General features: G+C 36.4%; 26 protein-coding genes. 23 read left to right on the top strand and 3 right to left on the bottom strand.

Annotated features, from left to right (window positions below; genetic code table 11):
- Positions 1-143 precede the first annotated feature (143 nt).
- The 9 genes from galE (at position 144) to KUV80_RS04085 (ending at position 10,041) form a co-directional block, all read left to right on the top strand.
- Entirely contained in the window at positions 144-1,154 is a 1,011-nt protein-coding gene (gene galE / locus KUV80_RS04125; protein WP_222461399.1) for a UDP-glucose 4-epimerase GalE, read from the top strand.
- 133 nt (positions 1,155-1,287) lie between these two features.
- Entirely contained in the window at positions 1,288-2,967 is a 1,680-nt protein-coding gene (locus KUV80_RS04120) for a DUF6044 family protein (RefSeq protein WP_276516586.1), read from the top strand.
- Positions 2,968-2,987: 20 nt separating this feature from the next.
- On the top strand, positions 2,988-4,025 hold the full coding sequence (locus KUV80_RS04115) for a glycosyltransferase family 2 protein (protein WP_222461398.1): 1,038 nt from the start codon (positions 2,988-2,990) through the stop codon (positions 4,023-4,025).
- Positions 3,979-4,413: a GtrA family protein gene (locus KUV80_RS04110; RefSeq protein WP_222461397.1), complete on the top strand. Its 435-nt coding sequence runs from the start codon at positions 3,979-3,981 to the stop codon at positions 4,411-4,413. The genes KUV80_RS04115 and KUV80_RS04110 overlap by 47 nt, the downstream gene beginning before the upstream one ends.
- A gap of 60 nt (positions 4,414-4,473) precedes the next feature.
- Positions 4,474-5,049, top strand: coding sequence for a hypothetical protein (locus KUV80_RS04105; RefSeq protein ID WP_222461396.1), 576 nt, complete (start codon positions 4,474-4,476; stop codon positions 5,047-5,049).
- A 197-nt stretch (positions 5,050-5,246) separates the two neighbouring features.
- The gene (locus KUV80_RS04100) at positions 5,247-6,839 is read left to right on the top strand and encodes a phosphodiester glycosidase family protein (RefSeq protein ID WP_222461395.1); all 1,593 of its coding nucleotides are present in this window, start codon (positions 5,247-5,249) and stop codon (positions 6,837-6,839) included.
- Positions 6,840-6,887: 48 nt separating this feature from the next.
- Positions 6,888-7,835, top strand: a complete 948-nt coding sequence (locus KUV80_RS04095; RefSeq protein ID WP_222461394.1) for a DUF6454 family protein — start codon at positions 6,888-6,890, stop codon at positions 7,833-7,835.
- Positions 7,836-7,997: 162 nt separating this feature from the next.
- Positions 7,998-8,762, top strand: a complete 765-nt coding sequence (locus tag KUV80_RS04090) for a MerR family transcriptional regulator (protein ID WP_222461393.1) — start codon at positions 7,998-8,000, stop codon at positions 8,760-8,762.
- A gap of 103 nt (positions 8,763-8,865) precedes the next feature.
- Positions 8,866-10,041, top strand: coding sequence for an alanyl-tRNA editing protein (locus KUV80_RS04085; protein ID WP_222461392.1), 1,176 nt, complete (start codon positions 8,866-8,868; stop codon positions 10,039-10,041).
- A gap of 81 nt (positions 10,042-10,122) precedes the next feature.
- Here the strand turns inward: KUV80_RS04085 and KUV80_RS04080 are convergent, their stop codons facing one another.
- Positions 10,123-11,523, bottom strand: a complete 1,401-nt coding sequence (locus tag KUV80_RS04080; protein WP_222461391.1) for a hypothetical protein — start codon at positions 11,521-11,523, stop codon at positions 10,123-10,125.
- 85 nt (positions 11,524-11,608) lie between these two features.
- Positions 11,609-12,631 carry an acyltransferase gene (locus tag KUV80_RS04075; RefSeq protein ID WP_222461390.1) on the bottom strand — a complete coding sequence of 341 codons (1,023 nt, stop codon included), beginning with the start codon at positions 12,629-12,631 and terminating at the stop codon, positions 11,609-11,611.
- 234 nt (positions 12,632-12,865) lie between these two features.
- Between KUV80_RS04075 and KUV80_RS04070 the strand changes: the two genes are divergently transcribed.
- From KUV80_RS04070 to KUV80_RS04030, 9 genes are all read left to right on the top strand, one after another.
- The gene (locus tag KUV80_RS04070) at positions 12,866-13,018 is read left to right on the top strand and encodes a hypothetical protein (RefSeq protein ID WP_222461389.1); all 153 of its coding nucleotides are present in this window, start codon (positions 12,866-12,868) and stop codon (positions 13,016-13,018) included.
- Between the two features lie 69 nt (positions 13,019-13,087).
- A complete protein-coding gene (locus KUV80_RS04065) occupies positions 13,088-14,308 on the top strand; it encodes an MFS transporter (RefSeq protein ID WP_222462250.1) in 1,221 nt (406 codons plus the stop codon).
- Positions 14,309-14,347: 39 nt separating this feature from the next.
- Positions 14,348-15,184 carry a nucleotidyltransferase domain-containing protein gene (locus tag KUV80_RS04060; protein WP_222461388.1) on the top strand — a complete coding sequence of 279 codons (837 nt, stop codon included), beginning with the start codon at positions 14,348-14,350 and terminating at the stop codon, positions 15,182-15,184.
- 172 nt (positions 15,185-15,356) lie between these two features.
- The gene (gene speD, locus KUV80_RS04055; protein ID WP_222461387.1) at positions 15,357-16,172 is read left to right on the top strand and encodes an adenosylmethionine decarboxylase; all 816 of its coding nucleotides are present in this window, start codon (positions 15,357-15,359) and stop codon (positions 16,170-16,172) included.
- Between the two features lie 127 nt (positions 16,173-16,299).
- Complete coding sequence (locus KUV80_RS04050; protein ID WP_222461386.1) at positions 16,300-17,019, top strand: YebC/PmpR family DNA-binding transcriptional regulator; 720 nt, start codon at positions 16,300-16,302, stop codon at positions 17,017-17,019.
- A gap of 287 nt (positions 17,020-17,306) precedes the next feature.
- Positions 17,307-18,473 (top strand): processed acidic surface protein, encoded by a 1,167-nt coding sequence (locus KUV80_RS04045; RefSeq protein ID WP_222461385.1) that lies wholly within the window; start codon positions 17,307-17,309, stop codon positions 18,471-18,473.
- 2 nt (positions 18,474-18,475) lie between these two features.
- Positions 18,476-19,114: a class D sortase gene (locus KUV80_RS04040; protein WP_222461384.1), complete on the top strand. Its 639-nt coding sequence runs from the start codon at positions 18,476-18,478 to the stop codon at positions 19,112-19,114.
- A 122-nt stretch (positions 19,115-19,236) separates the two neighbouring features.
- Positions 19,237-19,476, top strand: a complete 240-nt coding sequence (locus KUV80_RS04035) for a carboxymuconolactone decarboxylase family protein (RefSeq protein WP_222461383.1) — start codon at positions 19,237-19,239, stop codon at positions 19,474-19,476.
- Positions 19,477-19,782 (top strand): peroxidase, encoded by a 306-nt coding sequence (locus tag KUV80_RS04030; RefSeq protein WP_222461382.1) that lies wholly within the window; start codon positions 19,477-19,479, stop codon positions 19,780-19,782.
- 63 nt (positions 19,783-19,845) lie between these two features.
- On the opposite strand, the gene KUV80_RS04025 is transcribed toward KUV80_RS04030, so the two are convergent.
- A complete protein-coding gene (locus KUV80_RS04025) occupies positions 19,846-20,274 on the bottom strand; it encodes a hypothetical protein (protein ID WP_222461381.1) in 429 nt (142 codons plus the stop codon).
- Between the two features lie 304 nt (positions 20,275-20,578).
- Here KUV80_RS04025 and KUV80_RS04020 point away from each other — a divergent pair, with 304 nt between their 5' ends.
- The 5 genes from KUV80_RS04020 (at position 20,579) to KUV80_RS04000 (ending at position 25,726) form a co-directional block, all read left to right on the top strand.
- Positions 20,579-21,016: an OsmC family protein gene (locus tag KUV80_RS04020; RefSeq protein WP_222461380.1), complete on the top strand. Its 438-nt coding sequence runs from the start codon at positions 20,579-20,581 to the stop codon at positions 21,014-21,016.
- Positions 21,017-21,216: 200 nt separating this feature from the next.
- On the top strand, positions 21,217-22,458 hold the full coding sequence (locus tag KUV80_RS04015) for an ABC transporter substrate-binding protein (RefSeq protein ID WP_222461379.1): 1,242 nt from the start codon (positions 21,217-21,219) through the stop codon (positions 22,456-22,458).
- Positions 22,436-24,106: an ABC transporter permease subunit gene (locus tag KUV80_RS04010; RefSeq protein ID WP_222461378.1), complete on the top strand. Its 1,671-nt coding sequence runs from the start codon at positions 22,436-22,438 to the stop codon at positions 24,104-24,106. The genes KUV80_RS04015 and KUV80_RS04010 overlap by 23 nt, the downstream gene beginning before the upstream one ends.
- Positions 24,107-24,110: 4 nt before the next feature.
- Positions 24,111-25,073, top strand: a complete 963-nt coding sequence (locus KUV80_RS04005) for an ABC transporter ATP-binding protein (protein ID WP_222461377.1) — start codon at positions 24,111-24,113, stop codon at positions 25,071-25,073.
- Positions 25,070-25,726 (top strand): TVP38/TMEM64 family protein, encoded by a 657-nt coding sequence (locus tag KUV80_RS04000; RefSeq protein ID WP_222461376.1) that lies wholly within the window; start codon positions 25,070-25,072, stop codon positions 25,724-25,726. Before KUV80_RS04005 ends, KUV80_RS04000 begins: the two co-directional genes overlap by 4 nt.
- The last annotated feature ends 7 nt before the right edge of the window (positions 25,727-25,733 follow it).

Below are 25,733 nucleotides of genomic sequence, written 5' to 3'. Positions count from 1 at the left end.
TTGAGGTCTCTAGATTAAAGAGAAGCACTTTCAGTATGAAGAAAACATTCATGTTCTTTACCAGCGATTAATAAAATCATAAAAAACAGCAACTTTATTTTATCCATGAATGTTGATAAAGCACTGAAAGGGGCATTAATCTTATGGCGATCTTAGTGACAGGCGGAGCTGGTTATATTGGGAGTCATACTGTTTTATATTTAACACAGCAAAATGAAAAGGTAATCGTTCTTGATAGTCTCCAAACTGGCCATAAGGAAGCCATTTTGGAGACTTCCTTTTATAAAGGATCGATAGCTGATGGTTCTATCCTTGATGAGATTTTTTCGAATCATACAATAGATGCTGTTATTCACTTTGCAGCTGATTCCCTTGTTGGTGAGAGTATGAAGGATCCACTCCTATATTATGAAAACAACGTTATGGGTACCTTTACTCTTATTAAAAAAATGATGGAGTTTGATATAAAGAAAATCGTATTTTCTTCTTCTGCAGCAGTTTACGGTAATCCAGAAAAGGTTCCAATCGATGAGGAAGATTCAACCAATCCGACGAATCCTTATGGAGAGACAAAACTGGTTATTGAAAACTTTTTAAAATGGTGTGATACGAGCTACGGATTAAAAACTATCAGTCTTCGATATTTCAATGCAGCTGGGGCAGATCCAGAAGGCAGGATTGGTGAGGACCATACACCTGAATCACACCTTATACCAATCGTATTGCAAGCTGCTCTTGGTAAGAGGGAAAAGGTTGTAATCTTTGGAGATGACTATAATACGCATGATGGTACTTGTGTACGTGATTTTGTTCATGTATTGGATTTAGCGAGTGCTCATTACTTGGCGCTTATGCGATTACGAAATGGACACCCGAGTTCCATTTTAAATCTAGGCAACGGTACAGGATTTTCAGTAAACCAAGTAGTTGAAGCTTGCAGGAAAATAACAGGGAAGAACATTTTCACAGAAGTCATGTCTAGAAGACCTGGAGATCCCGCTAGGCTTATTGCTAATTCAGAAAAAGCAATAAAGGAACTGGGCTGGAAACCTGTCTATTCCACTTTGGAAACCATTGTTGAGCATGCTTGGAACTGGCATAGATTATTTCCTAATGGATTTTCACCTGTAAAAAAAAATAAAATAAAACATTGAACATAACATCATTAATGGAACGAGTTATTCAGGCACATATGTGTCTATTTTTTTTGGATTTATACAGGTGTATACATTGGTTCCATTATGTGTAACCTTATAAACGACTCTATTTAAAGATGGGGTGTTCTTATTGTCTTTTAATAAATTTGAATGGGAAGAACGAAAATTACTATACATAGCTATCTCAATGATTCTTCTCTATTTAGCCCCATTATACATTTTGGGTGAAAACGCACATATTCGTGTTCACGATAATCTCGATTCAAATCTTGCTTGGTACAAAGTGCTTAAAGAAAGCGGGCAATTATTTGGAGGCGTGGATTCAACCATCCCCCAGATCATAAATGGACTCCCTCGAAATGCGATGGGTACAGAATTTAGCGGTATCGTATGGTTATACACACTTTTCCCGACGATGACTGCTTATATGATCAACCAAACAATCACCAGATTATTCGCTTTTTTGGGAATGTATTTACTTTTAAAACAGCATTTGTTACCTCAAAAACAGCATCGTTTCATCATTATTGGTACAGCCCTTGCATTTGCACTGACTCCATTTTGGCCATCAGGAATGTTAAGTACTCTTGGTATGCCATTAGCTCTATGGGCTTTCTTACATATACGCAGTGGGAAAAAGGATTGGAAAAATTATCTCGTTCTTACACTGCTTCCTTTTTATTCAAGCTTTGTTTTAGGCTTTTTCTTCTTTTTGTTTGCAATGGGCATTTTTTGGCTAACGGATGTAATTCGAGGAAAAGGTTGGAATTTGCGCTTTTTTCTATCGATTGCCTTTATGACCTCTATTTTTCTTCTCATTGAATATCGTTTAGTTTATTCATTTATTTTTGACGACGAACCCAATACGAGAGACGAATATTTTCATGCCCGGTTGCCTTTATGGTGGGTTACAAGACTTACTTTTAAAAATTTTGTACTTGGTCATACCCATGTTATGACTGTACATGGACTATTTGTGTTGCTGACAACTTTGTTGGCTTTATTTTTAATTATTTGGAATCGACTTTGGAAACAAGAGAAAGTATTTGTTTTTCTGTTCATCCTTAACTTTTCCTTATCAGCATGGTATGCGTTTTGGTTTTTTGAAGGCTGGCTTCCTCTAACAGAACGTTTTCATTTTATGGACACATTCAATTTTGCACGTTTCCACTTTTTACGTCCGTTAGTCATATACGTTGGGTTTGCACTAGGCTTAAACATCATTTGGAACTATAGTAAAACTCTTAAAAATATTGTTCCATTCCTTTTGATTGGTCAGGTAGCTCTATTAGTTTTGTTTAATGATGAGATTATTTATCGAAAAAAACCAAGTGTTAAGGAGTTCTACGCAGAAGAACTTTTTCAAAGCATCGAAGAACATATCGGCCGTCCCTTAGAAGATTATCGAGTCGCAAGTATAGGGATCCATCCTGCAATCGCTCAGTATAACGGTTTTTATACACTTGATACGTATAACAATTTCTATCCGTTAACATACAAATATGCTTTTCGGGAAATAATGGATAAAGAATTAGCAAAAAACAAACGCATACGGACGTATTTTGATGAATGGGGAGGGCGCTGTTATCTGTTTACCGACCAATTAGGCAAGCACTATATGATTAAAAAGAACTCCAATGAACGCTTAAAAGAGGTCCAGCTAAAAATGGAACCGTTTAAAAAGCTTGGAGGAGAGTACATATTTTCAGCGCTTCCTATTGATAATGCAAAACACATGAAACTCCAGTTGGTCAATGTGTTTGAGTCAAAATCTTCTGTATGGAAAATTTACTTATACAAAGCAATGTAAACAACCAGGAGGTACTTTACATGAAACAGCCCATTTTGACGATTGTTGTACCTTGTTACAACGAAGAAGAAGTATTACCCATTACAATCGAAAGTCTGCATCTATTACTTAAACGAATGATAGCAGAAGATCTCATATCAAAAGAGAGTAAGCTGTTATTTGTTGATGATGGCAGCAAGGATCAAACATGGTCCATTATCCATAAGGAAAGTGTAAAATCTGAACAAATTAGAGGACTTAAGTTATCTCGAAATGTAGGTCATCAAAATGCTCTGCTTGCAGGCCTCTTTACAGCTAAAGAGTCTTCAGATTGTGTGTTATCTATTGATGCTGATCTGCAAGATGATATTACGGTAATTCCTCGGTTTATAGAAAAGTTCAGCAATGGCTATGACATTGTTTACGGTGTTCGAAAAAAGCGGGATTGCGATACATTCTTTAAACGCCATACAGCTGAATTCTTCTATAAATTTATGAGTAAAATGGGGGTTAACTTAATCTATAACCATGCTGATTTCCGTTTAATGAGCAAAAGAGCGTTAAGTGAACTAGAGAATTTTAAGGAAGTTAACATGTTTTTACGAGGTGTAGTGCCACTTATTGGGTTCAAATCCACTTCGGTTTATTATGATCGAAAAGAGAGATTAGCGGGTGAAACGAAATATCCGCTTAAGAAGATGCTTTATTTTGCCTTTGATGGTATTACTTCCTTTTCCGTTACTCCCATCCGGTTTGTGTTATTAACAGGGCTCATTTCATTTTTTGTCAGTCTTTTATTCGGTGTCTACTTTTTAACGTTAAAAATGACTGGCAATACAGAAACAGGCTGGACTTCACTGATTACTTCAATATGGTTGATCGGCGGTCTTCAGCTCATTGGAATTGGCTTGATCGGTGAATATATAGGAAAAATTTATAAAGAATCTAAACGACGCCCAAAATTTATTGTAGACATAGATTCAATCACTTTTCCAAAGCCGCTTCCCTTAAAAAATACACAAAGAGCTAAAGATGAGTCATATAATCTCAATCTTCGAAAACTACCTGAAACCAACTAATTCGTTTGTCCGTTTTCTATTAGTCGGAGTCGTGAATACGGCGATTGGGCTTTCGGTAATTTTTATCTTGATGAACGGTTTCCTGCTTAGCTACTGGGTATCAACCTTTACTGGCAACCTGATTGGTGCTGCTGCGAGCTTTATATTAAACCGTAACTACACCTTCAAGAGTAATACTTCTATTTTTAAGGGCAGTTTACGCTTTGGTGCAGTTGTTCTGATCTGTTATTTTCTGTCTTATCGTCTTAGTGTTCAACTTGTAAATGTACATTTATCTTCGCAAGATTTACTGTTAATTTCACAAAATGACGTATCTGTAATTCTAGGTTCGATTCTTTACACCTTGTCTAACTATGCAGGGCAAAGGTACTTTGTTTTTAAGAAATGATGTCGATGAAATTTGTTTCGTAGTTAAATCATAACTCCCTTGAAAATGGAGAGGTCCTTCATGAAAAGAAAAATACTTCTATTTCTAAGCTTGATTTACGCCATCTTTATGGCCATCCTATTCTTTATATATTTTACAAAAGGTGAAACTCATAGCTATCAAGTCGCTTTCGGAGGCATTCTTTGCGGTCTCGTACCTTTAATTCTCATTCTTTTTACAAAGATCAAATTCAATATGCCTATAATGCTTTCTTATTTTGCTTTTCTTTTTGCTTCACAGTATCTTGGTTCGATTTTAGGATTTTATCATCTTGGGTGGTGGGACACTTTTTTACATCTTCTTAGTGGAGCACTCCTGGCTTTTGTAGGCATAGCACTTTATGAACGGATGACACATCAACATGCTCGCAAGGATATATCCTATTGGCTCGTTTTTTTCTTCGTTCTGTCATTCTCGGTCTTTGGAGGGGTAGTCTGGGAAATATATGAGTTCAGTATGGATCAATTTTTTAATATGACCTTACAAGGCGGAGGAAATGTTGATACGATGGTAGACCTGCTTGCAGATACAGCAGGTGGAAGTTTAATCGCCATTATCGCCTCAATAAAAACAAAAAGAAAGTTTAACATGTCATAACAATAATTTGAATTCAATTAAAAAAATTCATGAATAGAGAATGGAGCGTTTTGCTGAGACAAGGCAAAACGTTTTTTATTTTTCTCGTTAGTTTTAAGCTCGGTAAAGGATTCTTTACAAATACATAACGTCATTCTTACTTTAACTTAATAACTCTTTAGTATGTTGAAGTAGATACATACATAAAGGGGGCAACCATGAATTTATCCGTTCATTCAACAAAGAAAAAAGGAATGAAAAAGACTGGTGTGATTACTCTTACTTCATTCCTATTTCTTACGCTGTCATCTTACTCTTATCATTCCGCTTCAAAAGCTAAAACTGTAGAAGCAGCATCACCGTCATACTTTTCAAATGTGAAATACAGAGAATCACAAATATTACAAGAAGGTGTAACGTTCTCTAGACTCGTTTTCGGGAAAGCCAATCGGTTAGATGCCTACATGGTGAACGTAGATTTTCTTACTTCCTATCATGAAGCTTTAAAACTAAAAGAAAAGCTAGCTTCAGAAGGGTATGAATCGTTTATAAAAACGATAAAAGAGAGAGCACAAGACGATCAAGAACAACAGCCTCTTGGGTATTTAGTAAGAATAGGTCCATACCAGGATGAGTCACAGGCTAAGGTGTTAAAAGACGAACTAGTTACTAAAGGATACAACGATTCTAAAGCAGTTTTTACTGGGGAAGATGGAGAAACCACTACAGGGCCTTGGGTTGTTCATGTTCTTGAGATAAATCCTAAAACGTTTAAAGGGCAAATATTACCTGTAATCGCTAATGACCAAATCCAAGGAAAAGAAAAGCTGACTGACATGTCAAAAAGGATGAATGCAATAGGCGGAATAAATGGCGGGTATTTTGTAGTGGGTACGAAAGATGGAACTGAAGGTGACCTTGCAGGTGTTTCTATGCAAGATGGTGAGCTTACTAGTGAAGCTGTAAATGGCCGGACAAGCCTTATTTTAAATGAGAGAAATGATGGCTCCATTTCCACTGTTCATACAAAACTCAATATACAAGCCTCTGATGGTAGCAAACAAGAAATGGATGGATTAAACCGGGTACCTGGCCTTATTCGTGGATGCGGGGGTATTGGAGATCAAGAAACAGATAAACCAAAACACGATTTCACTTGTACAGATTCAAGTGAATTGATTCAATATTCTGCTCACTATGGAACAAATACTCCTTCTGGTGATGGAGCTGAAGCGATAATTAACGGCAAAGGGATCATTACTGAGATTAGAGAAAGACGAGGAGGCACAATACCTGAAGGAAGTACAGTATTAGCGGGTACGAATGAATCGGCTCGTTGGATTCTTGACCATCTGCATGATGGAGAAAAAGTAAAAATTAAGAAAAAGGTGTTTGCAGAAGAACGCACAATTCCTTCACATCCAGGCACTGGAATCATTAATGGTGGGCCAAGACTTTTACTGGATGGAAAAATAAACATTCCTTCGACTGCCGAAGGATTTCACCAGCCTGATAATCCTGAGTTCTTTTACCAGTTCGGTCAGCGACGTCATCCTCGCACCATTGCAGGGATAAAAGCCGATGGTACCATTCTTTTGGCCACAATCGACGGGAGAAAAACAGGGTATAGTGTTGGAGCTAATTTTATAGAAAGTGCACAGCTATTAAAATCTTTAGGTGCTGTTGAAGGGCTAAATCTAGACGGAGGCGGCTCTACAACCATGACAGTAAATAAGAACATGATAAACACTCCTTCTGATGCGACTGGAGAACGCCCTGTTGGTGACGCGATATTAGTGTTACCTCAATAATTTTTAATAGTATAAAAAAATAATAAGAAGTTATAGGAGGATTTTATGATGAAAAAAATGATGCTGACACTAGCGGCAGCTGCCACAATCGGTTCAGTTACTACGGCTTTTGCAAATTCAGAAAATGTGCAGTTAGGGAAAGACGGAGAGCAACTTACTGAAAAATTTCAAGAACTGTCACGTAACACAGAATGGGAGCAAAAAGAAAAAATAGATCTTCAATTTAATTCCTATCATCCACAAGGAATGACTAAAATAGGGGACTTGTATTATATGTCTTCGGTACAGATTATTGAAAAACCAGTAAAATATGAAAAGCCTCGTGACGGCTACGATCGTACAACTGGTAAGGGAGTCGGCCACCTCTTTGTTTTCAATAAAGATGGAAAACTCTTAAAGGATATAGAGCTTGGCGAAGGTGATATGTATCATCCTGGAGGAATTGCATTTGATGGAAAAGCGATTTGGGTTTCCGTTGCTGAATATCGACCAAACAGTAAGTCAATCATTTATAAAGTAGATCCAAAAAAGATGGTACCTCAGGAAATGTTTAGAACGAATGATCATATCGGCGGAATTTTGAGTGATCGTAAAAAAGGAAACTTGAAAGCCGTAAGCTGGGGTTCAAGAATATTTTATGAGTTTAATCAAAAGGGTAAAATAGTAAGCAAATCAAAAAATCCAAGTCACTTTATTGATTACCAGGACTGCGAGGGTGCGGGAAAAGAGTATATGATTTGCAGCGGAATTACTGAACTTCCACAACACGGAAGTCATTCTGCAAAATATGAATTAGGCGGGCTAGCACTATTGGATATGAAAACGATGGATATGATTCATGAGTTGCCGATCTCTTTGTTTTCTTCTCAAGGACACACGATTACACGGAATCCAGTATATCTTGAAAATACGGATAGCGGAATAAACTTATATTCAGTACCTGATGATGACAAATCATCGATGCTAGTCTTTGAATCGAAAAAGAAAACAAAATAATACGTTTTTTATTTAAACACTTTGATTTGACATCAAAGTGTTTTTTCTATTTTGAAGATAAGTGTCCTATACCTACAATAAAATCAGGAAATTTTTTTAAAAAACCCATTGACCTTCACGTTGCGTAAAGGTGTAAAGTGAAATTGTCAGGAGGTGATTAACATGGAATATACCGTGCAGAAGCTCGCTCTTTTAGCTGGAGTCAGCACGAGAACGCTCCGTTATTACGATACTATTGGCATTCTTAAGCCAGCAAAAATGAATTCGTCCGGATATCGGATCTATGGTCAGGCAGAAGTTGACAGGCTGCAGCAGATTTTATTCTACAAAGAGCTCGGATTCAATCTAGTCAAAATAAAGGAAATAATAACTTCACCAGCCTTCAACGCTGTTATTGCTTTAAAAGAGCACCGGGAACAACTCCTCAGCAAACGATCACAGATAGATCAGTTAATCCACAATGTAGAAAAAACGATTGCCTCTAACGAAGGGAGAATGAAAATGACGAACCAGGAAAAATTCGAAGGTTTTAAACAAAAGCTGATAAGAGATAATGAGAAAAAGTACGGTAACGAAATTCGTGAAAAATATGGAGACGATATCGTAGACCAATCCAATCAAAAATTCTTGGATATGACAAAAGAAAAACATGATGAATTGTCTAAGCTTACCGAAGAACTCAACACCACATTAGAAGCTGCTTACAAAACTGGTGATCCTTCAAGTGATATAGCTCAAAAAACAGCAGACTTGCATAAACAATGGTTAATGTATTATTGGAAAGAATATAATGAAGAGGCACATAGTGGACTTGCAGATATGTATGTTGATGATGATCGGTTTACTGCCTATTATGATAAAAATCAACCAGGAACAGCAAAGTTCTTACGTGATGCCATTCATATTTATACAGGAAAGAAACAATAGTAGAATTTACTGAATACTTTTTAAGAGATAACGAGTGTTATCTCTTTCTTCTTTTGTTCTCCTTTAAAGATGGTTTACACTAGGATAGAAAGGGATGATTGTTATGACGCAAAAAATATACTATCACTTACCATACACTACAGACTGGGGAACGAATATCAAAAAAGCAATTGAACACGAAAAGAATTACTTTGTGATTTTAGAAGATACCGCTTTTTATCCTACTGGAGGTGGACAGCCTTGTGATACTGGTACAATAGACGGAATAGAAGTACTAGATGTTTTTATAGAAAATAACGAGGTTGTACATAAGTTGAAACGGCTGCCTGAAAGCACGAATGTCCAATGTAAGCTTAACTGGAGTAGAAGGTTTGATCATATGCAGCATCATAGTGGACAGCATCTGTTGTCTGCCGTTTGTTATTCACTTTATCAAGTACGTACTGTCAACTTTCACCTTGGTGCAGAAGATGTAACGATTGATGTAGAAACCTCTGATCTAACACGTGCACAAATAGAGAGAATTGAACAAGAAGTGAATAATGAAATATATAAAAACCGCAAAATCCATCAATATTTCGTTACCAATCAAGAGTTAAAGAACATTGATCTTCTAAAAATGCCAAAAGTGACAGAGAATATTCGCATTGTAGAAATTGAAGGGATTGAACATAATGCATGCGGGGGGACCCATGTATCAAGAACGGGTGAGATAGGATTAATTAAGGTGTTTAAAACCGAAAAACAAAAAGGATTGATACGAATTTATTTCAAGTGTGGTTCACGCGCTCTACAGGAACTCAATGAAAGTTTGAGTATTTTAAATCATATATCTGCGAAATTCAACACTAGCCGAAGAGAAGTTCTTCATCGTATAGAAAAATGGGAACAAGAACAATGGGAATTAGAAACACGATTGAACGTTCTTAAAGAGAAGAATTTTACATTTCTAGCAAATGAAATGCTAGCGCAAACTAAAGATGATAATCTATTTCATATTTTTGACGACATTTCATTTCATGATATGAAAGATCTTGCCATCAAACTTGCAAATGAAAATAGTTTGTTTATTTTGTTTGCTACAACTAGTGAAAATAAAATCGTACTTGCACATAATGAAACAAAATCCATCGCTTGTGGGAAATTCTTGACAGAACATCTTTCATCCTTTAACGGTAAAGGCGGAGGCAATGATAAAACAGCTCAAGCAGGTTTTCCATCTACTGATGATATGTTGGCTTTTTTCAAGTTTGCTTGCACTAAACTAGTAGACGTCTAGGGACAAAATTCTAATACCAAAGTTACCCAGCCTATGTAAAAGCGGAGTGAGGCACATGCATTCGCCTAAACTCCGCATTTTTTAGATTAAAAATATCGCTACAATGGTGGTTACGATTAAACCAATGGTAACGGGCTTTAGATTTCTTCTTGCAAGCTCAAATGGATCAACTCCGCAAATGGCAGCTGCTGGTATTAACGCCCAAGGGACTAGAGTTCCACCACCGACCCAAATCGCTGCAATTTGACCTAACGCAGTAAGAGTAGCTGCACCTGCACCAATTGCCGTTCCAAAAATATTGGCAACTGAACCGGCCAATGAAATACCGGAAAACCCTGACCCATCAAGTCCTGTTATTGCACCAACCGCAGTTAATGTTACAGCACCGATCTCCTTACTTAACGGGACAGCAGAAGCAAGTGCGACACCTAGATCGTTTACGATACCCATGGAAGTCTTCGGTAAAAATTCCCCAATAATCTTCGTAAAACCTGCATCACCTAAATAAAAGAAAGCGGCTATTGGAATAACAGGACCGAACACTTTAAAACCAAACTGAAAACCGTCGATCATATAGGAGGTTGCTTTTTCAAGCCCATTATTTTTATGACTGATCATGGTAATTAAAAGGAGAATAAAAACTGAGGTTCCCCCAATTAAAGCTGTTGCATCTCCGCCCTGAAGATTTAAAATAGACATTGCTGCTACGTCAAGAGCAAACATCAATGGAATAAATAGAGCAAAAAAGCGCTTTTGACCTGATGAAAGCAGCTGTGAATCAAGCTCTGTTGTTTCCTTCGGACGCTCAGCTGCAATCCCTGTTGTGGCCGTCATTTTACCCGATTTCAGATCTCGTTTTAAAAAGTAAAAAGCTGCCACTGTTGTCACTAAGCCCATAACGAATACGAGTGGAATACTGGCATCAATAACTTCACTGACAGATAGTCCAGCCGCATCTGCTGTTAATTTCGGAGCAGCTTGAATGATAAAATCACCTGATAATGCAATACCATGCCCAAAAAGGTTCATCGCCATCGCAACACCAAGTGCAGGCAGTCCCACACGAATGGCTACCGGGAGAAGGACAGCACCCATCAACGCAACAGCTGGTGAAGGCCAGAAAAACCAAGAAATTACCATCATTAAGATTCCTATCGTCCAATAAGCGAGTGCAGGTGTACGAATAAGCTTCGAAAATGGTGAGATCATAACATCATTAATTCCGGTAGTTGTTAACGTTCTACTCATCGCTACAATGATTGAAATAACAAGGATTGTAGGAAGAAGCTCTGTAATAGCATATATAAAACTATTAAAAATACTGCTGACAGAACCGCTCAAAGAACCAGTAGCGGTAATCGCTATTAAAAAGATTCCAATAACACAAATTAACGTAGTATCCCGTCTTTTTACCATAAATCCGATAATTAATCCTATAAACACAATATAAAGCCAATGCAGCGCTGTAAGTTCAACGCCCATTCCAATTCCTCCCCTGTGAAATGGGTAGTTACCCCTTTCGTAATGTAATACAGAATATGTGGGGAAGGGGAAGTGGTGAGAGGATCTATGGCTGCTTTACACGGAATTTAATTTTTTGCAGAACATGATACGTTTTATAAGAAGCAGTGAAAATAAATAACGTGTAACAGATGTTCCAAATTGCAAGATCAGATAAGTATTCTAAACCTAGATATTTAATCATCCGATTGAATACATCTAATAACAAAACATGAGTGATATAGATACCAAGTGCATTGCCACCGACTTTTGTAATCCATAACCCTTTACCCAACTTTTTATTATTCAGGGCATAGAAAAAAAGAAACGTGGTTAATAGAGTAGTGGATAAGAAGTATTCTCCATGACTTCCGGTTAACACTTTATCTAAAACATAAGCCTCAATCACTTGAAAAAGAGAAAAGAAAATAGCAAGTGCTAAAGAAGTAAACCTGCTTATTTTCCTGAATGTATCAAAATGTGTGTTTAGTTTGAAGATAACACCTAAAGTGGTATAAAACAAACCAAAGAAAAGAGCATCTCGTGTTGTGTTTACTGGAAGTTTAAAGACAAAGGTATAAGATTGCCCTAAAAGACCGATTACATTTAATACGAAACTGATTCCAAAAAGTGTATTCATTTTCTTGATTTGAAAAAACAAGAAGATGGTGACCGTACTCCATATTAATGCAGTCAAAAACCATAATTGGTATCCACTTGTTCCTTTTCCGTAATAGATCAGGTTTAATAAAGTAAAAGGTTTAAAGTATTCAATGAGTTGGTCACTAACATCATTTCCATTTAGAAAAATGAGCATCACGTCATAAAAGGTGTAGAAAATAAGCCAGCTCAAATAAATTTTAATGAGTTTCAATACGTATGTCTTAAAATATCGAAAAGAACTTTTTTGCTTGCTCATGTTTTGAGCGAAAAAATAGCCGGATGCAACAAAGAAAAAAGGAACAGCAAACCTCGCAACGTTATCAATCACGTAATAGCCCATGAAACCGTCTAAAGGAAACACATGAATGACGACTACAGCAAAAATCGCAAAAAATTTAATAAAGTCTATTGAATAGATTCTTTCCATTAGCACCCTCCCCCTAAAAACCTTAAGACTTTTAACAGTATTGACCAAGATCTGCTCATTCAACAGATCGATTAGATAGTAGTGACACGTTTTAGTAAATACTGTAAAATCATTACTGTAGAACGAAGATTCAGTTAATCAGAAAGACATAACCGGTGTTATCTCTTTCATTTTACTGGCGTAATCGTCTTGCTAGTAAATGTCTTCATTCAGACAAGACCTTATTGGGGGAATATGCCATGGTGGGTATACTTACTGCTGACAGGAATATTACTTATCGGATTTGCAAGTTATAATGAATATAAAAAGCAAAAAGGAATTGAAACACCACCTTTAAAGGAATTAGCTTTAAGAGGATGGAAAAAGTGGTTTGGAGAATGGAATTAATTTTATACTGGTCATCAAGAATGAGGAGGAGTTTTCGTGAACGCGGAGCAAGTTAAACCCAAAATTTCGATGGGTATGCTTTTTCAAAACAAGGTTATTCGAACCATTTTATTTTCAGTATTTTTCCTTCAAATCGGAATATGGGTACGGAACTATTCCATACTTTTATATGTTATCGAAAAAACGAATGAAAACCCAATAGCTGTTTCAATGATTTCTGTTGCTGAGTTTGCTCCCATCTTTTTGTTTTCTTTTATTGGGGGAACGTTCGCTGATCGATGGAAACCGAAAAAGACAATGATATGGTGCGATTTATTAAGTGCTGCATCCATTTTTGTCGTATTGCTGACTCTTTTATTTGGAAGCTGGAAAATCATATTTTTTGCTACTCTCGTTTCATCCATCTTGTCTCAATTTTCACAGCCATCAGGTATGAAGCTGTTCAAGGTTCATGTTCCAGAAGAGATGGTACAAATGGGTATGTCCATGTATCAAACACTTTTCGCCTTGTTTATGATTATAGGTCCCATTCTAGGAACATACGTTTTTCAACAATTTGGAATCTCAATGGCAATCGGAATCATGGGAGTAGCATTCATTCTATCTGCTGTTATTCTTACACTGCTGCCTCCTGATCAAGAAGTTGAAAAGAAAGAGAGTAAAACTTCCATTTTCCTTGAGATGAAAGACGGATTCAGTTATGTATGGAGCAGGCAGACACTTACGCTTTTAGGTGCTTGCTTTGCGATAGCTGGTCTTGCATTAGGGCTAACACAGCCCCTAACCGTCTTTTTGATAACAGAGCAATTAGGACTTCCTAAAGAACAACTGCAATGGCTGATGGCTGCTTTTGGTGCAGGAATGATTTTGGGAGGCGGAGTAACGATTGGGATTGCCAGCAAAGTAAAACCACAAGTACTATTGTCTTTAGGCATGGGTGCTAGTGCGCTAGGTTTTCTCATAATGGGACTCTCGACCGAATTCTGGCTGACACTTACAGCCGAGTTTATTAGCGGGTTATTTATGCCTTGTATTCATATTGGAATCAATACATTAATATTGAAAAATACCGAGTCTAATTTTATTGGACGTGTAAATGGTATTTTAAACCCATTATTTATGGGAGCGATGGTAATAACCATGTCTATCAGTGGCTGGTTAAAGGAAACTTTCTCTTTAGTACTATTGTTCGAAGGTGCTGCTTTCTTGTTTATAGTAGGAATATTAACGATGGTTCCTTTAATGAAAAAGAATAAAATGATGGTTAATACAGAATTACAAAAATTATAAATGGATAAGTAATTTAATTAAGGAGTGATTATTGTATGTGTGGGATTTGACACAAATCAAAAAGAAAGAGATAAAAGCTTAACGTCAAGATTAAATACTCTTTGTGAGAACATTCAAAATGATTTATCGACTGACCCTGATGTACTTGCCTTATTTTATGGAGGTTCAATCGGAAAAGGGAATCAAGATCTGTATTCAGACATAGATTTGCGTATTGTTGTGAAAGCAGAAGTGTTTGAAACGTTTAGAAAAAAGAAAAAAGAAAGGGCTGAAAACTGGGGAGACGTCCTTTTTTATGAAGATTACCCTTGGGCTTCTCATTCGGTTGCTCACTTTAGAAACTTTATCAAAGTGGATTCATTTTATTACACGCCAAAAGATCTTCAACCATCTCTTTATTTAAAACAAGGAACAATGATTGTTTATGATCCATTACATATCGTAAAAGAAGTAGTGAAACGATCGAATGACATTCACTATAAGTTAACTCAAGAAGAATTTGAAATATGGCGAGGCAAGTTCTTCGCTCATCTGCACGAAGTTTATAGAAGAATGAATCGAGGCGAAATGTATTATGCCTTAAGCTCTCTTGATATGTTAAGATGGTCCATTGCAGCGGGTTGGGACATGGAAAAAGACAGACTTCCTAATCAAATGAGAGAATGGTCAAAATACGAGGGCAAGAGAAGTCCCTTTGAAGAATGGCAATTATCTCTACTGGAAAATTGGGATTGTGACCGGAATCCTGAAAAAATAGCAATCGTTATGAAATCCATTTGTTCGGAATTTAAGACCATACACAAAAATCTTAGTGAAAAACTTTTCATAAAAGAAGAGCCTGAATGGGTAGATGAGATTATGAAGATGGTTCTATAAGAGTTGTTAAACGAAGACGATGAAGGATAAACCCTACGGTTCATCCTTCTTTTTGTATTGTTAAACGGAACTACGGTTTTCCATTGTAGGTAAATGGGTACTATAAAGATATTTACTATTTATCACATACACCCGAAGTAATCGAATCAAAACATAAGGGGAATCAAACAATATGAAAAACTCTCATGATCAGCACATTACTCTGCACGGCTTCAACAACCTTACGAAATCCTTAAGTTTTAATATGTATGATATTTGTTATACAAAAACGAAAGAGGAACGTGAGGCATACATAGAATATATCGATGAACAGTACAATGCAGAAAGGTTAACAAACATTCTGCAGACCGTCTCCGATACGATTGGAGCGCATGTATTAAATGTTGCAAAACAAGATTATGTTCCTCAAGGTGCAAGCGTAACATTACTTGTTTCAGAAGGACCTATTGTTGAGGTGCCTACTGATTCATTTGAAGAAACACCCACTGCAATGCCAGAATCAGTTGTCATGCAACTGGATAAAAGCCATCTAACCGTTCATACTTATCCTGAATTTCATCCTGAAGAAGGAATCAGCACATTTCGTGCAGATATTGATGTTTCCACTTGCGGAGAAATATCACCATTAAAGGCTTTGAACCATCTTATTAATTCTTTTGACACAGATATTGTTACGATGGACTATCGTGTACGTGGTTTTACAAGAGACATTAAAGGTCATAAATTATTTATTGACCACGATATTAGCTCTATACAAAATTATCTCTCTGACGATATTAAGAACACTTATCACATGATTGATACAAACATCTATCAAGAAAATATTTTCCACACCAAATGTAAGCTAAAAGAATTTAACCTAAATAATTATTTGTTTGGCTATACAAAAGATACGTTAGATTCTGAAAGCGTGGACCAGATCGCACAACGTTTGAATTTGGAAATGGATGAAATTTTTTATGGAAGAAACATGAACAAACCATTCTAATAATCAATGATAAAGCAATTCTTCAAAAGGAGAATTGCTTTTCATTTTGTTCCATAAACTCGAAACGTAAGGTGGAGTTGATGTATAATAAGTTTTATAGATTCAAAGTTGAAAGAGAGTGAACAGAATGGGTCGTAAATGGAATAACATTAAAGAAAAAAAAGCATCAAAAGACGCTAATACAAGCCGTATTTATGCAAAATTCGGAAGAGAAATATATGTAGCAGCAAAGCAGGGAGAACCAGATCCAGAATCCAATCAGTCATTAAAAGTTGTATTAGAACGAGCAAAAACATATAGCGTTCCTAAAACAATTATTGATCGAGCCATTGAAAAAGCTAAGGGTGGTTCAGATGAAAACTATGATGAGCTTCGATATGAAGGATTCGGACCAAATGGTTCCATGGTCATCGTTGACACACTGACGAATAACGTGAATCGAACGGTTGCCGAAGTTCGGTCCGCTTTTAACAAGAATGGTGGCAACATGGGAGTTTCAGGTGCTGTCGCTTATATGTTTGATGCAACAGCTGTTATCGGCCTTGAAGGCAAAACATCTGAAGAGGTGCTCGAGTTATTAATGGAAGCAGATTTGGACGTGCGTGATGTATTAGAAGAAGAGGATGCAGTAATTGTTTATGCTGAACCGGACCAATTTCATGCTGTCCAAGAAGTGTTTAAAAACGAAGGCATTACTGAATTTTCAGTAGCTGAACTTACCATGCTTGCACAAAGTGATCTTATCCTTCCGGGCGATGCTCTTATACAATTTGAAAAGTTAATTGATGCATTAGAAGATTTAGAAGATGTACAGCAAGTCTACCACAATGTAGATTTAGGAGATTAATACGAAAAAGAGCAGACCATTTAAAAGGTCTGCTTCTTTTTTGCTGACTCTTACTTTTTAATGTACAACATACAGAAAGTAATGAGTGAAAACCCAATGAACGCTACTAGTATCGTAGCTAATGTCTTCTTTATTTACAACAATCAATTGATGATATTACTCTTATTTTAATAAAGTAACATTTTACAAAAGAATAAAAAAGATGGTAAAAGAAACCTGTATCCAAAAGAATATTTTGGAAGTATAATTTTCTAGAAATTATTTTATTATACCTTTGGGGGTCAGGGATGAAACACTTATTAGCATTACTATTAGCATTTAGCATCAGCATTGGAATGATGCCTCTATCAGCTCTTGCAATTGAGCAAGATGATCCAGAATTTAAAGCATACTTAAAAGAAATTGGTTGGGAATCACAAGATTTTATCGATTTCATTGAAAGCAAAGATTGGTACTTAGAAGACTTTGAATCCATTGATGAATTTGGGACACCTCTCACAGAAGAAGGGGTTCAATCCATCCTGCAAGAATTTGAGTTAACTCGTAATGAATTAAACGATTTACTTGTGGAAAATGGTGACATAGAACAAGGAGAAGACGTATTAGATAGTGCATGGTTTTTGTTTGAAGAAGAGCTCTATGACTCAGTCGATTTCTACCTAAATGGGTGGGAAGGTACACTTATTAATGATGAAAATCTTCAACAGTTGCTTGAAGACTATGATTTTGAATCAAAAGAAGTGCTAGAAAAGTTTTTAAATGAAAATGATGACTCAATTGAAAACTATGAGTATATAGAAGATCTTGAAATGAGCGTTGATTATTATATAAACGGAGATTCATTCGAAGATATTTCAAATCTTTTTGCTGAGATTGATTTAACAGACGCAGAAATGGAGAAGCTTTTCACTCATTTTGAAACACTAAATTGGGAAGATCCTGCTTTTCTAGACAGTATGTTAGAGCTTAGTGAGAGAATGATGGCATTTGAAGATTTTGAAACAGCGGAAGAGTTATCCTCCGAACAAATTGCCGAGCTATTACAGATTTTCTCAGAAATGAAGCAGCTTTTACAGATTGAAACGAAATATTTTCTTGTAGTTGACGGAAAAAAACAACCCATTTCTTTTGACTCATTAATGACAATGGATTCAACAAACGGTCATGATTTAATCATGGAGATCTATAGCACAAATGGCGAATTCCTTGCAGATATAAAACTAACTGCTGACATGTTTGGCTCTGAACTTATTCAAGAAACAGGGAAGGATATTCAAGACGCAGAAAAAATTCTAACTGAATCTCCTTCAGCTGTGAAGCCTCCCGTTAAAACGGTTAAAGGTGGAAAACTTCCAAAAACGGCATCAAACTATGTTGCAAACACTTTAGGTGGATTAGCATTTGCCGCAGCCGGAATTCTATTGTATAGACGTATCCGAGTAAAAGGGATCTAAGGATGAAGAATACAAACAAAAAGCGAAATAAACTAAAGTTACCTCTACTTATGTTATCTATCGCATTCATTTTGTTTGGACTTTGGTTTAGCACGACTAACGCCTATAAGTTTGCTAAAGGCTATCTTATCTTTAAAACAAATCATGTTGAAGCTGTTAACGAACAGAAAAGCGACGTTCAAAAGGTTCAGACTTCTGAAGTCGAAGACGATGTACGATATCCAGTTCGTCCTAAACCGGGTGAGAATATCGGAGAGCTTATTATCCCTAAATTAGATGCATCATTACCTATATACCATGGTACAGATGAGGAAGAGTTGGAAAAAGGAGTAGGGCACTTTTCAAAGAGTGTTTTGCCTGGTGAAAAAGACAATTCCGTATTATCTGGACATCGAGACACCGTATTTCGTAAATTAGGTGAAGTGGGCAAAGGAGACATTCTAATTGTTGAAACTGCTGCAGGAAAATTTACGTACAAGGTAAAAAATGTTCGCATTGTCGATGAAGATGATCGGACTGTAATCGTACCAAAACCAAGAGCTACATTAACAATTTCAACCTGTTATCCGTTCGACTTTATTGGAGCATCACCAGAGCGCTATATCCTGGTTGCTGACTTAATCTCCAAACAACTTCGTTAAGGAATACAGAAGACAGCTGGACGTTTTTGTCAGCTGTCTTTTTATTTTTACCAAGCTGGTATATTTTCAACTTTCCGTTTACACTTAACGTAATTATAGTGAAAAAGGTGGGGTAAAACGAGATGGATGCTTATATTAAAATGATTGAACCAGCTGAAGCTGAAGGTTTGATGAAAGACTTGTACGATAAGTTTAATAACAAGATGGCAAATATATTAAAAGTGCATTCTTTGAATCCTAAGTCACTTGAAGCTCATTTGAACTATTACAAAGTCATTATGTTCGGCAAGTCACCATTAAGCCGAAAAACAAGAGAAAGCATTGCTACGGTAGTTTCATCAGCAAACGAATGTCATTACTGAATGGAACATCATGGGGCGGCGCTCCATTTATTAACGAATGACTATGAATTGGTAAAAACATTAAAAGAAAATTATACGAATGCTGTCTTAGATTCAAAAACAAAGTTCATACTCGATTACGCAGTGAAATTAACAAGGCACCCGAGCAATGTAGATCAGAATGATATAGATGTCCTAAAATCACACGGATGCTCAGATCTGGAGATCTTGGATATTTGCCAAATCATTTCTTATTTTAACTTTGTAAACAGGATGGCAGAAGGACTAGGGGTAAAACTTGAATCAGAACTAGATAAACATGTATGAAAAAAAAGGTTGATCCTCTATGGGTCAACCTTTATTGATTGAAGTAAATGATAATAAGTTCAATTATGCCGTAACATTGCTTTTCTCTTGATTTACAGAAACTACTTTATAAACGATAGCAACGATGACTGAAAAGAGAAGATGAGTGCCTAAACTCATTAATAATTGTGGTGTAAATGCATTTCCCAGATTAGTGCCCATACCCATTATTAATGGCATCACCACTAAAGGTCCCGCAACCCATATTCCGATTCCGAAAACAATCGTTAACACCCAGAGATTTTGCATCATCATCGCGAATGCACCAAATATTGCTCCAAAGATTACGCTGATTACCATATGGATAAACCATCCCATAACTAATGAATCGCTACCCATCATACTCGCTACCATGCCAAGCTGACCCATCATTTGCATAAGCAGCCCAAACAAAATACCTCCTACAATGCCACCAATTATTCCATTTGTAATTGATTTGTTCCGATTTTCCATTTAAATCACTCCTTTTTCATTTAATACTACTACCTTAACTCAAGTGCAATTTCTGTTATGTAATGAACATTACAATTTTCAGAAAAAATAAATTATTTTCGATCATTTATGTGATTTTGTAAGCTGCCTTACATACTGTGTTACATTCTTGCAACGTAAAATCTCCATATGGTACATTTCTTTTACCAACCTTTTGGAATTAAAAAAGATAGAAAAGGTATATTCCCTTCAATAGAAGGAAGTATCTTTCACTAATTTCGTTAAGATATTTATTAAGAAGATTGAATGAAAAGGAGAATTGTTAATGGCAAAAATGTTAGAAAAAATCACTGCAATTTCAAAAGGTATGAACACTGTAGGCAACTCACATAATCATTCGGTTGTTATTGATGAGCCTGCAAAATTAGGAGGAACAGACGAAGGTGCAAATCCTTTGGCAACACTGCTTATTTCATTAGCAGGGTGTGAAAATGCAATCGCTAATTTTGTTGCAAAAGAAATTGATTTTGATCTTCAAGGAATTGAATTCGAAATACATGGTGAAATGGATCCACACGGTATGATGGGCGAAGAAGGCATTCGTCCATATTTCCAAAAAATTACGGTTAATGCTAAAGTTAAAACGAGTGAATCAGAAGAACGTATTCAAGAATTGCAAAAAATTGTAGATAACCGATGCCCTGTGTATACGACTATGGTTGCTGCAGATGTAGAAATGGTACCTAACTGGGTGAAAGCGTAACTGTAATCACTTGAAAATGGAATCTTCCAAAGGGTCTATATGTCAATTGTATTATTACATGTAGATCCTTTTTTTCTATTATCTTAAAAAAATACATATGAAATAATAACGATTGATAGGATTTAACGTAAGCCTCCTTACAGATTACCGCCTTAAATTCAATTAGAATAATAGTTAGCTTAATGGAAGGTGTGTGTTATATGAAAAAAGGATTTATTCTAATCTTTGTAATTGCCTTATTCATTTTATCTGCATGTTCAAACAGTTTTGATGCAACAAAAAAAGCGGAAACCCTTTTAAACAAAAATTGGTCTGAAATTGAAAAAGAAAGCATGAATAAAACGGTGAGAATGTATATGTGGGGCGGAGATACTGGAATAAACCAGTATATTGATGAATGGGTAGCTCCACGACTAAAAAGTGATCATGGGATCACCTTGAAGCGAGTACCTATGGACGCTCCAGAATTCTTAAAAAAATTAGCAAACGAAAAAAGAGCAGACCAAGATAAAGGGAACATGGACATCATTTGGATCAATGGCGAGAATTTTAAGAATGCAAAAGAAAACGGACTTCTATTCGGACCTTTTGCGAATAAGCTGCCTAACGTTAATAAATATGTGGATACAAAAGATTTAAATGTCCAATATGATTTTGGAACAGAAGTAGAAAACATGGAAGCTCCATGGGGAAAAGTACAGTTTGCTTATCAATATGATGAAGCCAAAGTCACTAATCCTCCACAGACATTTGAAGAATTAAAAACATGGGTCAAAGATAATCCTGGGAAGTTCACTTATCCAGATCCTACAGATTTTACCGGAAATGCTTTTTTACGACAGTTGTTTTATGTATCTGTTGGAGATGTGAAAAACATTCTAGATACAGGGTACGACGAATCATATGCAAATAAAAATAGCACATACATGTGGGAGTATTTAAATGAGATCAAACCGTATTTATGGAGACAAGGTAAAACATACCCAAATGATTTAACTGAGCTTGATCGTCTTTTCAGTAAAGGGGAAGTTTATTTAACCATGGGATATAATGAAGCACGTGCTGAAAAGCTTATTGAAAAGAATATATTTCCAAGAACTACAAAATCATTTGTGATGAAGTCAGGTTCTTTAGGCAATACACATTTCTTAGCCATTCCTTATAACAGTCCAAATAAGGCTGGAGCGATGACAACTATTAATTTTTTATTATCACCAGATGCCCAACTAACGAAATTGCAGTCTACGTATTGGGGAGAAAATATGTCATTAGATCCGAATAAACTCTCCAAGAAGGATCAACAAAAACTGAAATCGATTGATAGAGGAAATTCTGTTTTACCTGCAGAAACGTTAAAACAATACTTGCAGCCAGAAGTAGATGCACAATATGTAACGTGGCTGAAGGAGAATTGGATTCATGAAGTGGTACAAAAAAAATAATCACTATTTGCTGCTTTCACCAGCATTGATATTTACAGTTTGTCTAGTAGGATGCGGATTGATAATGGCATTTTTGGAAAGTATCAGAGCTTTTGAATCACCTAGCTTTGATACTTATCAGGAATTATTAGCAGGGGAAACATTCATTACGTCACTGCTTTATAGTTTATGTATTGCGCTATTCTCAACCCTTATATCTATTATTATTGGACTTCTTTTAGTAAGGTCAACCTTTCCCGTATTAAAAAGATTGTTTCCAAAGCTGATTGCATGGACACCAATGGTTTTTCCTCATTTTGTTTGGGGATATATGCTGTTTCTCTTGTTTTCTCAGTCAGGTTATTTTTCATCTCTATTAAACTTAATAGGATTGATGGACGATAAAGTTAATTTTCCCATTTTATTCAAAGATCCATTTGGGATAGGCATCATATTAACGTATGTTTGGAAAGAAGTCCCTTTTGTTATCCTAATTCTTATGCCCGTTTATGAGCAGCTATCACGCTCACAAAAAGAACTCGTTTACACATTAGGGGGAAAATCGTGGGATGTATTTTGGCATGTTGAACGGCCCTATGTATTCCCAGTACTTTATGAAACATTTTTTATTATTTTCACATTTGTTGTATCTGCATATGAAGTACCAGCTCTTCTGGGTGCAACGTATCCAAAAATGATATCCGTCCTTACTTTCGATTGGTTTTTTGGATCGGATTGGACAAAACAACCTGATGCATTTGCTGCTATGATTCTTTTAACTTTAATGACGGTGTTCATTGTGTTCATACTGTTTACTCTTACTAAAAATAGAAGGATATTTCTTATTCAAACCAATGGAGAAAATAAGGAATATTCAAAAGCCAAAAAATATGAGAAATTATTCTTTTTATTGATTGCTATTTCGACATTTCTCCCTTTAACTCTTGTATTTATAACTAGTTTGACTAAGAAATGGGAATATGGACACCTGTTGCCAGATTTTATAAGCACGAGAGGCTGGCATGTTTTGTTGGTAAACTCTCCACAACTTCAAGAGGCTGTTCTCACATCCATGGGAATTTGTATTCTTGTATTGATCATTAACCTATTACTTGGTATTCCTGCAGCTAAAGGTTTGGCCTTCTACGAATTCAGAGGGAAATCATTAATTGAAACCATTCTTTTAACTCCGATTTTAATTCCGGCAATTGCCATAGCGATGGGTGTTCATCTTACATTTATCCGCTTAGGACTTGCAAATCATTGGAGTGGCGTTGCCCTTGTACATCTATTGCCAACACTGCCATATACCATAAAAATTCTTCGTGCGGGTTACGAAAGAATAGGGAAGCAGCAAGAGGAAGTCGCCATTTCACTCGGTGGCCATCCTTTGCGCATATTTCAATCCGTTTATTTGCCGCAGCTCATGCCAAGCATTCGCAGTCTTGTTTTTCTTGTTACCGTTATCTCACTTAGTCAATACTTTTTAACTGCTTTGATTGGGGGAGGTGCTGTAACAACAATGGCTATTCTATTTTTCCCCTACTTCAAAACGGCTGATGATAGCGTGATTGCAAGTTTTTCAATCCTTTTTGCCATCATTCCTATCGTTATCTACCTAATGGTAGAAGTCATCTTTAGATTAATACTTCCTAAACAAACGAGGTGATGTATTGAATTCCTACATTGAATTACAGAATATAACAAAGCATTTTAAAAAACAAAGCGTTCTAAACATCCCAAGCTTATCTATAAATAAAGGGGAAATTGTTTCTATTGTAGGGCCTTCTGGTACCGGTAAATCTACATTGCTTCGTATTTTAGCGGGACTCGAAGAACCGGATTCAGGACAAATATTCATAGAGAATCAATCGATGGCGGGCATCACCCCTCAAGATCGCCCTGTTGTTTATATGTTTCAGGAATCATTGTTGTTTCCGCATATGGATCTACTAGAGAACGTTGCTTTTGGTCTGAAGATGAGAAGAGTAAACAAAACGAAGCGGTACGAGCTTAGCAGAAACATGATGAAGCGAGTTGGAATTGAAGGTTTAGAATCTCGATATCCACATGAAATATCTGGTGGACAGAAACAACGAGCTGCTTTAGCTCGTTCTCTCATAGTCAATCCTAAAGTACTTTTGCTGGATGAACCTTTCTCCAATCTGGACACAGAATTGAGAAAAGAAACGAGAAGATGGATGAAGCGTTTATTAAAGGATGAAAAAATAACCGTTTTGTTCGTTACTCATGACTTAGAAGAAGCAATGGCGATGGGTGATCGGGTAGCCATATTTAGAGATGGACAGATGCAGCAATTCGCTGTTCCTGAAGATTTATATGACTCACCTGCAAATCCTTTCGTATCGTCGTTTCTTCATGCAGGTTTTTGGATGGGAGATCGCTTTATTCCTTCTTCTACATTAACAATATGTAACGAGGTGAATGATACCTTCCACCATTGGAAAGCAGAAATTGTTGAAACCTTTTTCCAAGATAGCAAAAACCATCTCGTTGTTTGTCTTAATAACTGTGAACACTTAATAACTCTTACTTCAGAAAAACATAAAAAGGTTGGAGATCAAGTCATTCTACAAGAAAAAGAAGCAGTAAATGAAAAGGGTGGAAAAGAATGAAATCTAAAACAATTCTCCAATTATTCGCAGTAGCCGTGATTATAGGAATTCTTATATACGTAAATCAAACCGTATTTAATATTACTCCAGAAACTTTAAAAAATCTGATCTTATCCATTGGAGTAGTCGCCCCACTCGTTTACGTTGTTATATACTCTGTAAGACCCTTTGTATTGTTTCCAGCTTCTGTTTTATCTTTAGCTGGCGGTCTTGCATTTGGACCCCTATATGGAACCTTATTAACGATAATTGGAGCTAGTATTGGTGCATTATTAGCCTTCCTGTTTGCAAGAAAAATTGGAGCGGGAAAGCTGGAGTCGAAATGGGGAGACAAGACTACCAAACTGCAAAAGATTTTAGAAAACAACGGATTTACCGTTATCATTTTGCTGCGTTTAATCCCCCTTTTTAATTTTGATTTAATTAGTTATGCCGCAGGTCTATCGAAAATAAAACTTAGTCATTTCTTGATTGGTACGGTACTTGGAATTATACCAGGAACTTTTGCTTACAGTTTTCTTGGAGCAAGCACTGTATCGGATAATAAAGGAATTTTCCTATTAGCGATCGTACTTTTCGGAATCGTAACAATCATTCCTGCATTATTTAGAAAACGTATCAAACAATACATTGCCGCAAAAGAAGAGAATTGAGGGAACC

The sequence above is a fragment of the Fictibacillus nanhaiensis genome (assembly GCF_019801215.1).
In the GTDB taxonomy this organism is placed as follows: Bacteria; Bacillota; Bacilli; order Bacillales; family Fictibacillaceae; genus Fictibacillus; species Fictibacillus nanhaiensis_C.
The sequence above is the reverse complement of the archived record's forward strand: the minus strand, read 5'-3'. Positions and strand labels throughout refer to the sequence as shown.

Coding starts and splice junctions, on each gene's coding strand:
- galE (WP_222461399.1), top strand. CDS start 144: ATGGCGATCTTAGTGACAGGCGGAGCTGGTTATATTGGGAGTCATACT.
- KUV80_RS04115 (WP_222461398.1), top strand. CDS start 2,988: ATGAAACAGCCCATTTTGACGATTGTTGTACCTTGTTACAACGAAGAA.
- KUV80_RS04110 (WP_222461397.1), top strand. CDS start 3,979: ATGAGTCATATAATCTCAATCTTCGAAAACTACCTGAAACCAACTAAT.
- KUV80_RS04105 (WP_222461396.1), top strand. CDS start 4,474: ATGAAAAGAAAAATACTTCTATTTCTAAGCTTGATTTACGCCATCTTT.
- KUV80_RS04100 (WP_222461395.1), top strand. CDS start 5,247: ATGAATTTATCCGTTCATTCAACAAAGAAAAAAGGAATGAAAAAGACT.
- KUV80_RS04095 (WP_222461394.1), top strand. CDS start 6,888: ATGAAAAAAATGATGCTGACACTAGCGGCAGCTGCCACAATCGGTTCA.
- KUV80_RS04090 (WP_222461393.1), top strand. CDS start 7,998: ATGGAATATACCGTGCAGAAGCTCGCTCTTTTAGCTGGAGTCAGCACG.
- KUV80_RS04085 (WP_222461392.1), top strand. CDS start 8,866: ATGACGCAAAAAATATACTATCACTTACCATACACTACAGACTGGGGA.
- KUV80_RS04080 (WP_222461391.1), bottom strand. CDS start 11,523: ATGGGCGTTGAACTTACAGCGCTGCATTGGCTTTATATTGTGTTTATA.
- KUV80_RS04075 (WP_222461390.1), bottom strand. CDS start 12,631: ATGGAAAGAATCTATTCAATAGACTTTATTAAATTTTTTGCGATTTTT.
- KUV80_RS04070 (WP_222461389.1), top strand. CDS start 12,866: ATGCCATGGTGGGTATACTTACTGCTGACAGGAATATTACTTATCGGA.
- KUV80_RS04065 (WP_222462250.1), top strand. CDS start 13,088: ATGGGTATGCTTTTTCAAAACAAGGTTATTCGAACCATTTTATTTTCA.
- speD (WP_222461387.1), top strand. CDS start 15,357: ATGAAAAACTCTCATGATCAGCACATTACTCTGCACGGCTTCAACAAC.
- KUV80_RS04050 (WP_222461386.1), top strand. CDS start 16,300: ATGGGTCGTAAATGGAATAACATTAAAGAAAAAAAAGCATCAAAAGAC.
- KUV80_RS04045 (WP_222461385.1), top strand. CDS start 17,307: ATGAAACACTTATTAGCATTACTATTAGCATTTAGCATCAGCATTGGA.
- KUV80_RS04040 (WP_222461384.1), top strand. CDS start 18,476: ATGAAGAATACAAACAAAAAGCGAAATAAACTAAAGTTACCTCTACTT.
- KUV80_RS04035 (WP_222461383.1), top strand. CDS start 19,237: ATGGATGCTTATATTAAAATGATTGAACCAGCTGAAGCTGAAGGTTTG.
- KUV80_RS04030 (WP_222461382.1), top strand. CDS start 19,477: ATGGAACATCATGGGGCGGCGCTCCATTTATTAACGAATGACTATGAA.
- KUV80_RS04025 (WP_222461381.1), bottom strand. CDS start 20,274: ATGGAAAATCGGAACAAATCAATTACAAATGGAATAATTGGTGGCATT.
- KUV80_RS04020 (WP_222461380.1), top strand. CDS start 20,579: ATGGCAAAAATGTTAGAAAAAATCACTGCAATTTCAAAAGGTATGAAC.
- KUV80_RS04015 (WP_222461379.1), top strand. CDS start 21,217: ATGAAAAAAGGATTTATTCTAATCTTTGTAATTGCCTTATTCATTTTA.
- KUV80_RS04010 (WP_222461378.1), top strand. CDS start 22,436: ATGAAGTGGTACAAAAAAAATAATCACTATTTGCTGCTTTCACCAGCA.
- KUV80_RS04000 (WP_222461376.1), top strand. CDS start 25,070: ATGAAATCTAAAACAATTCTCCAATTATTCGCAGTAGCCGTGATTATA.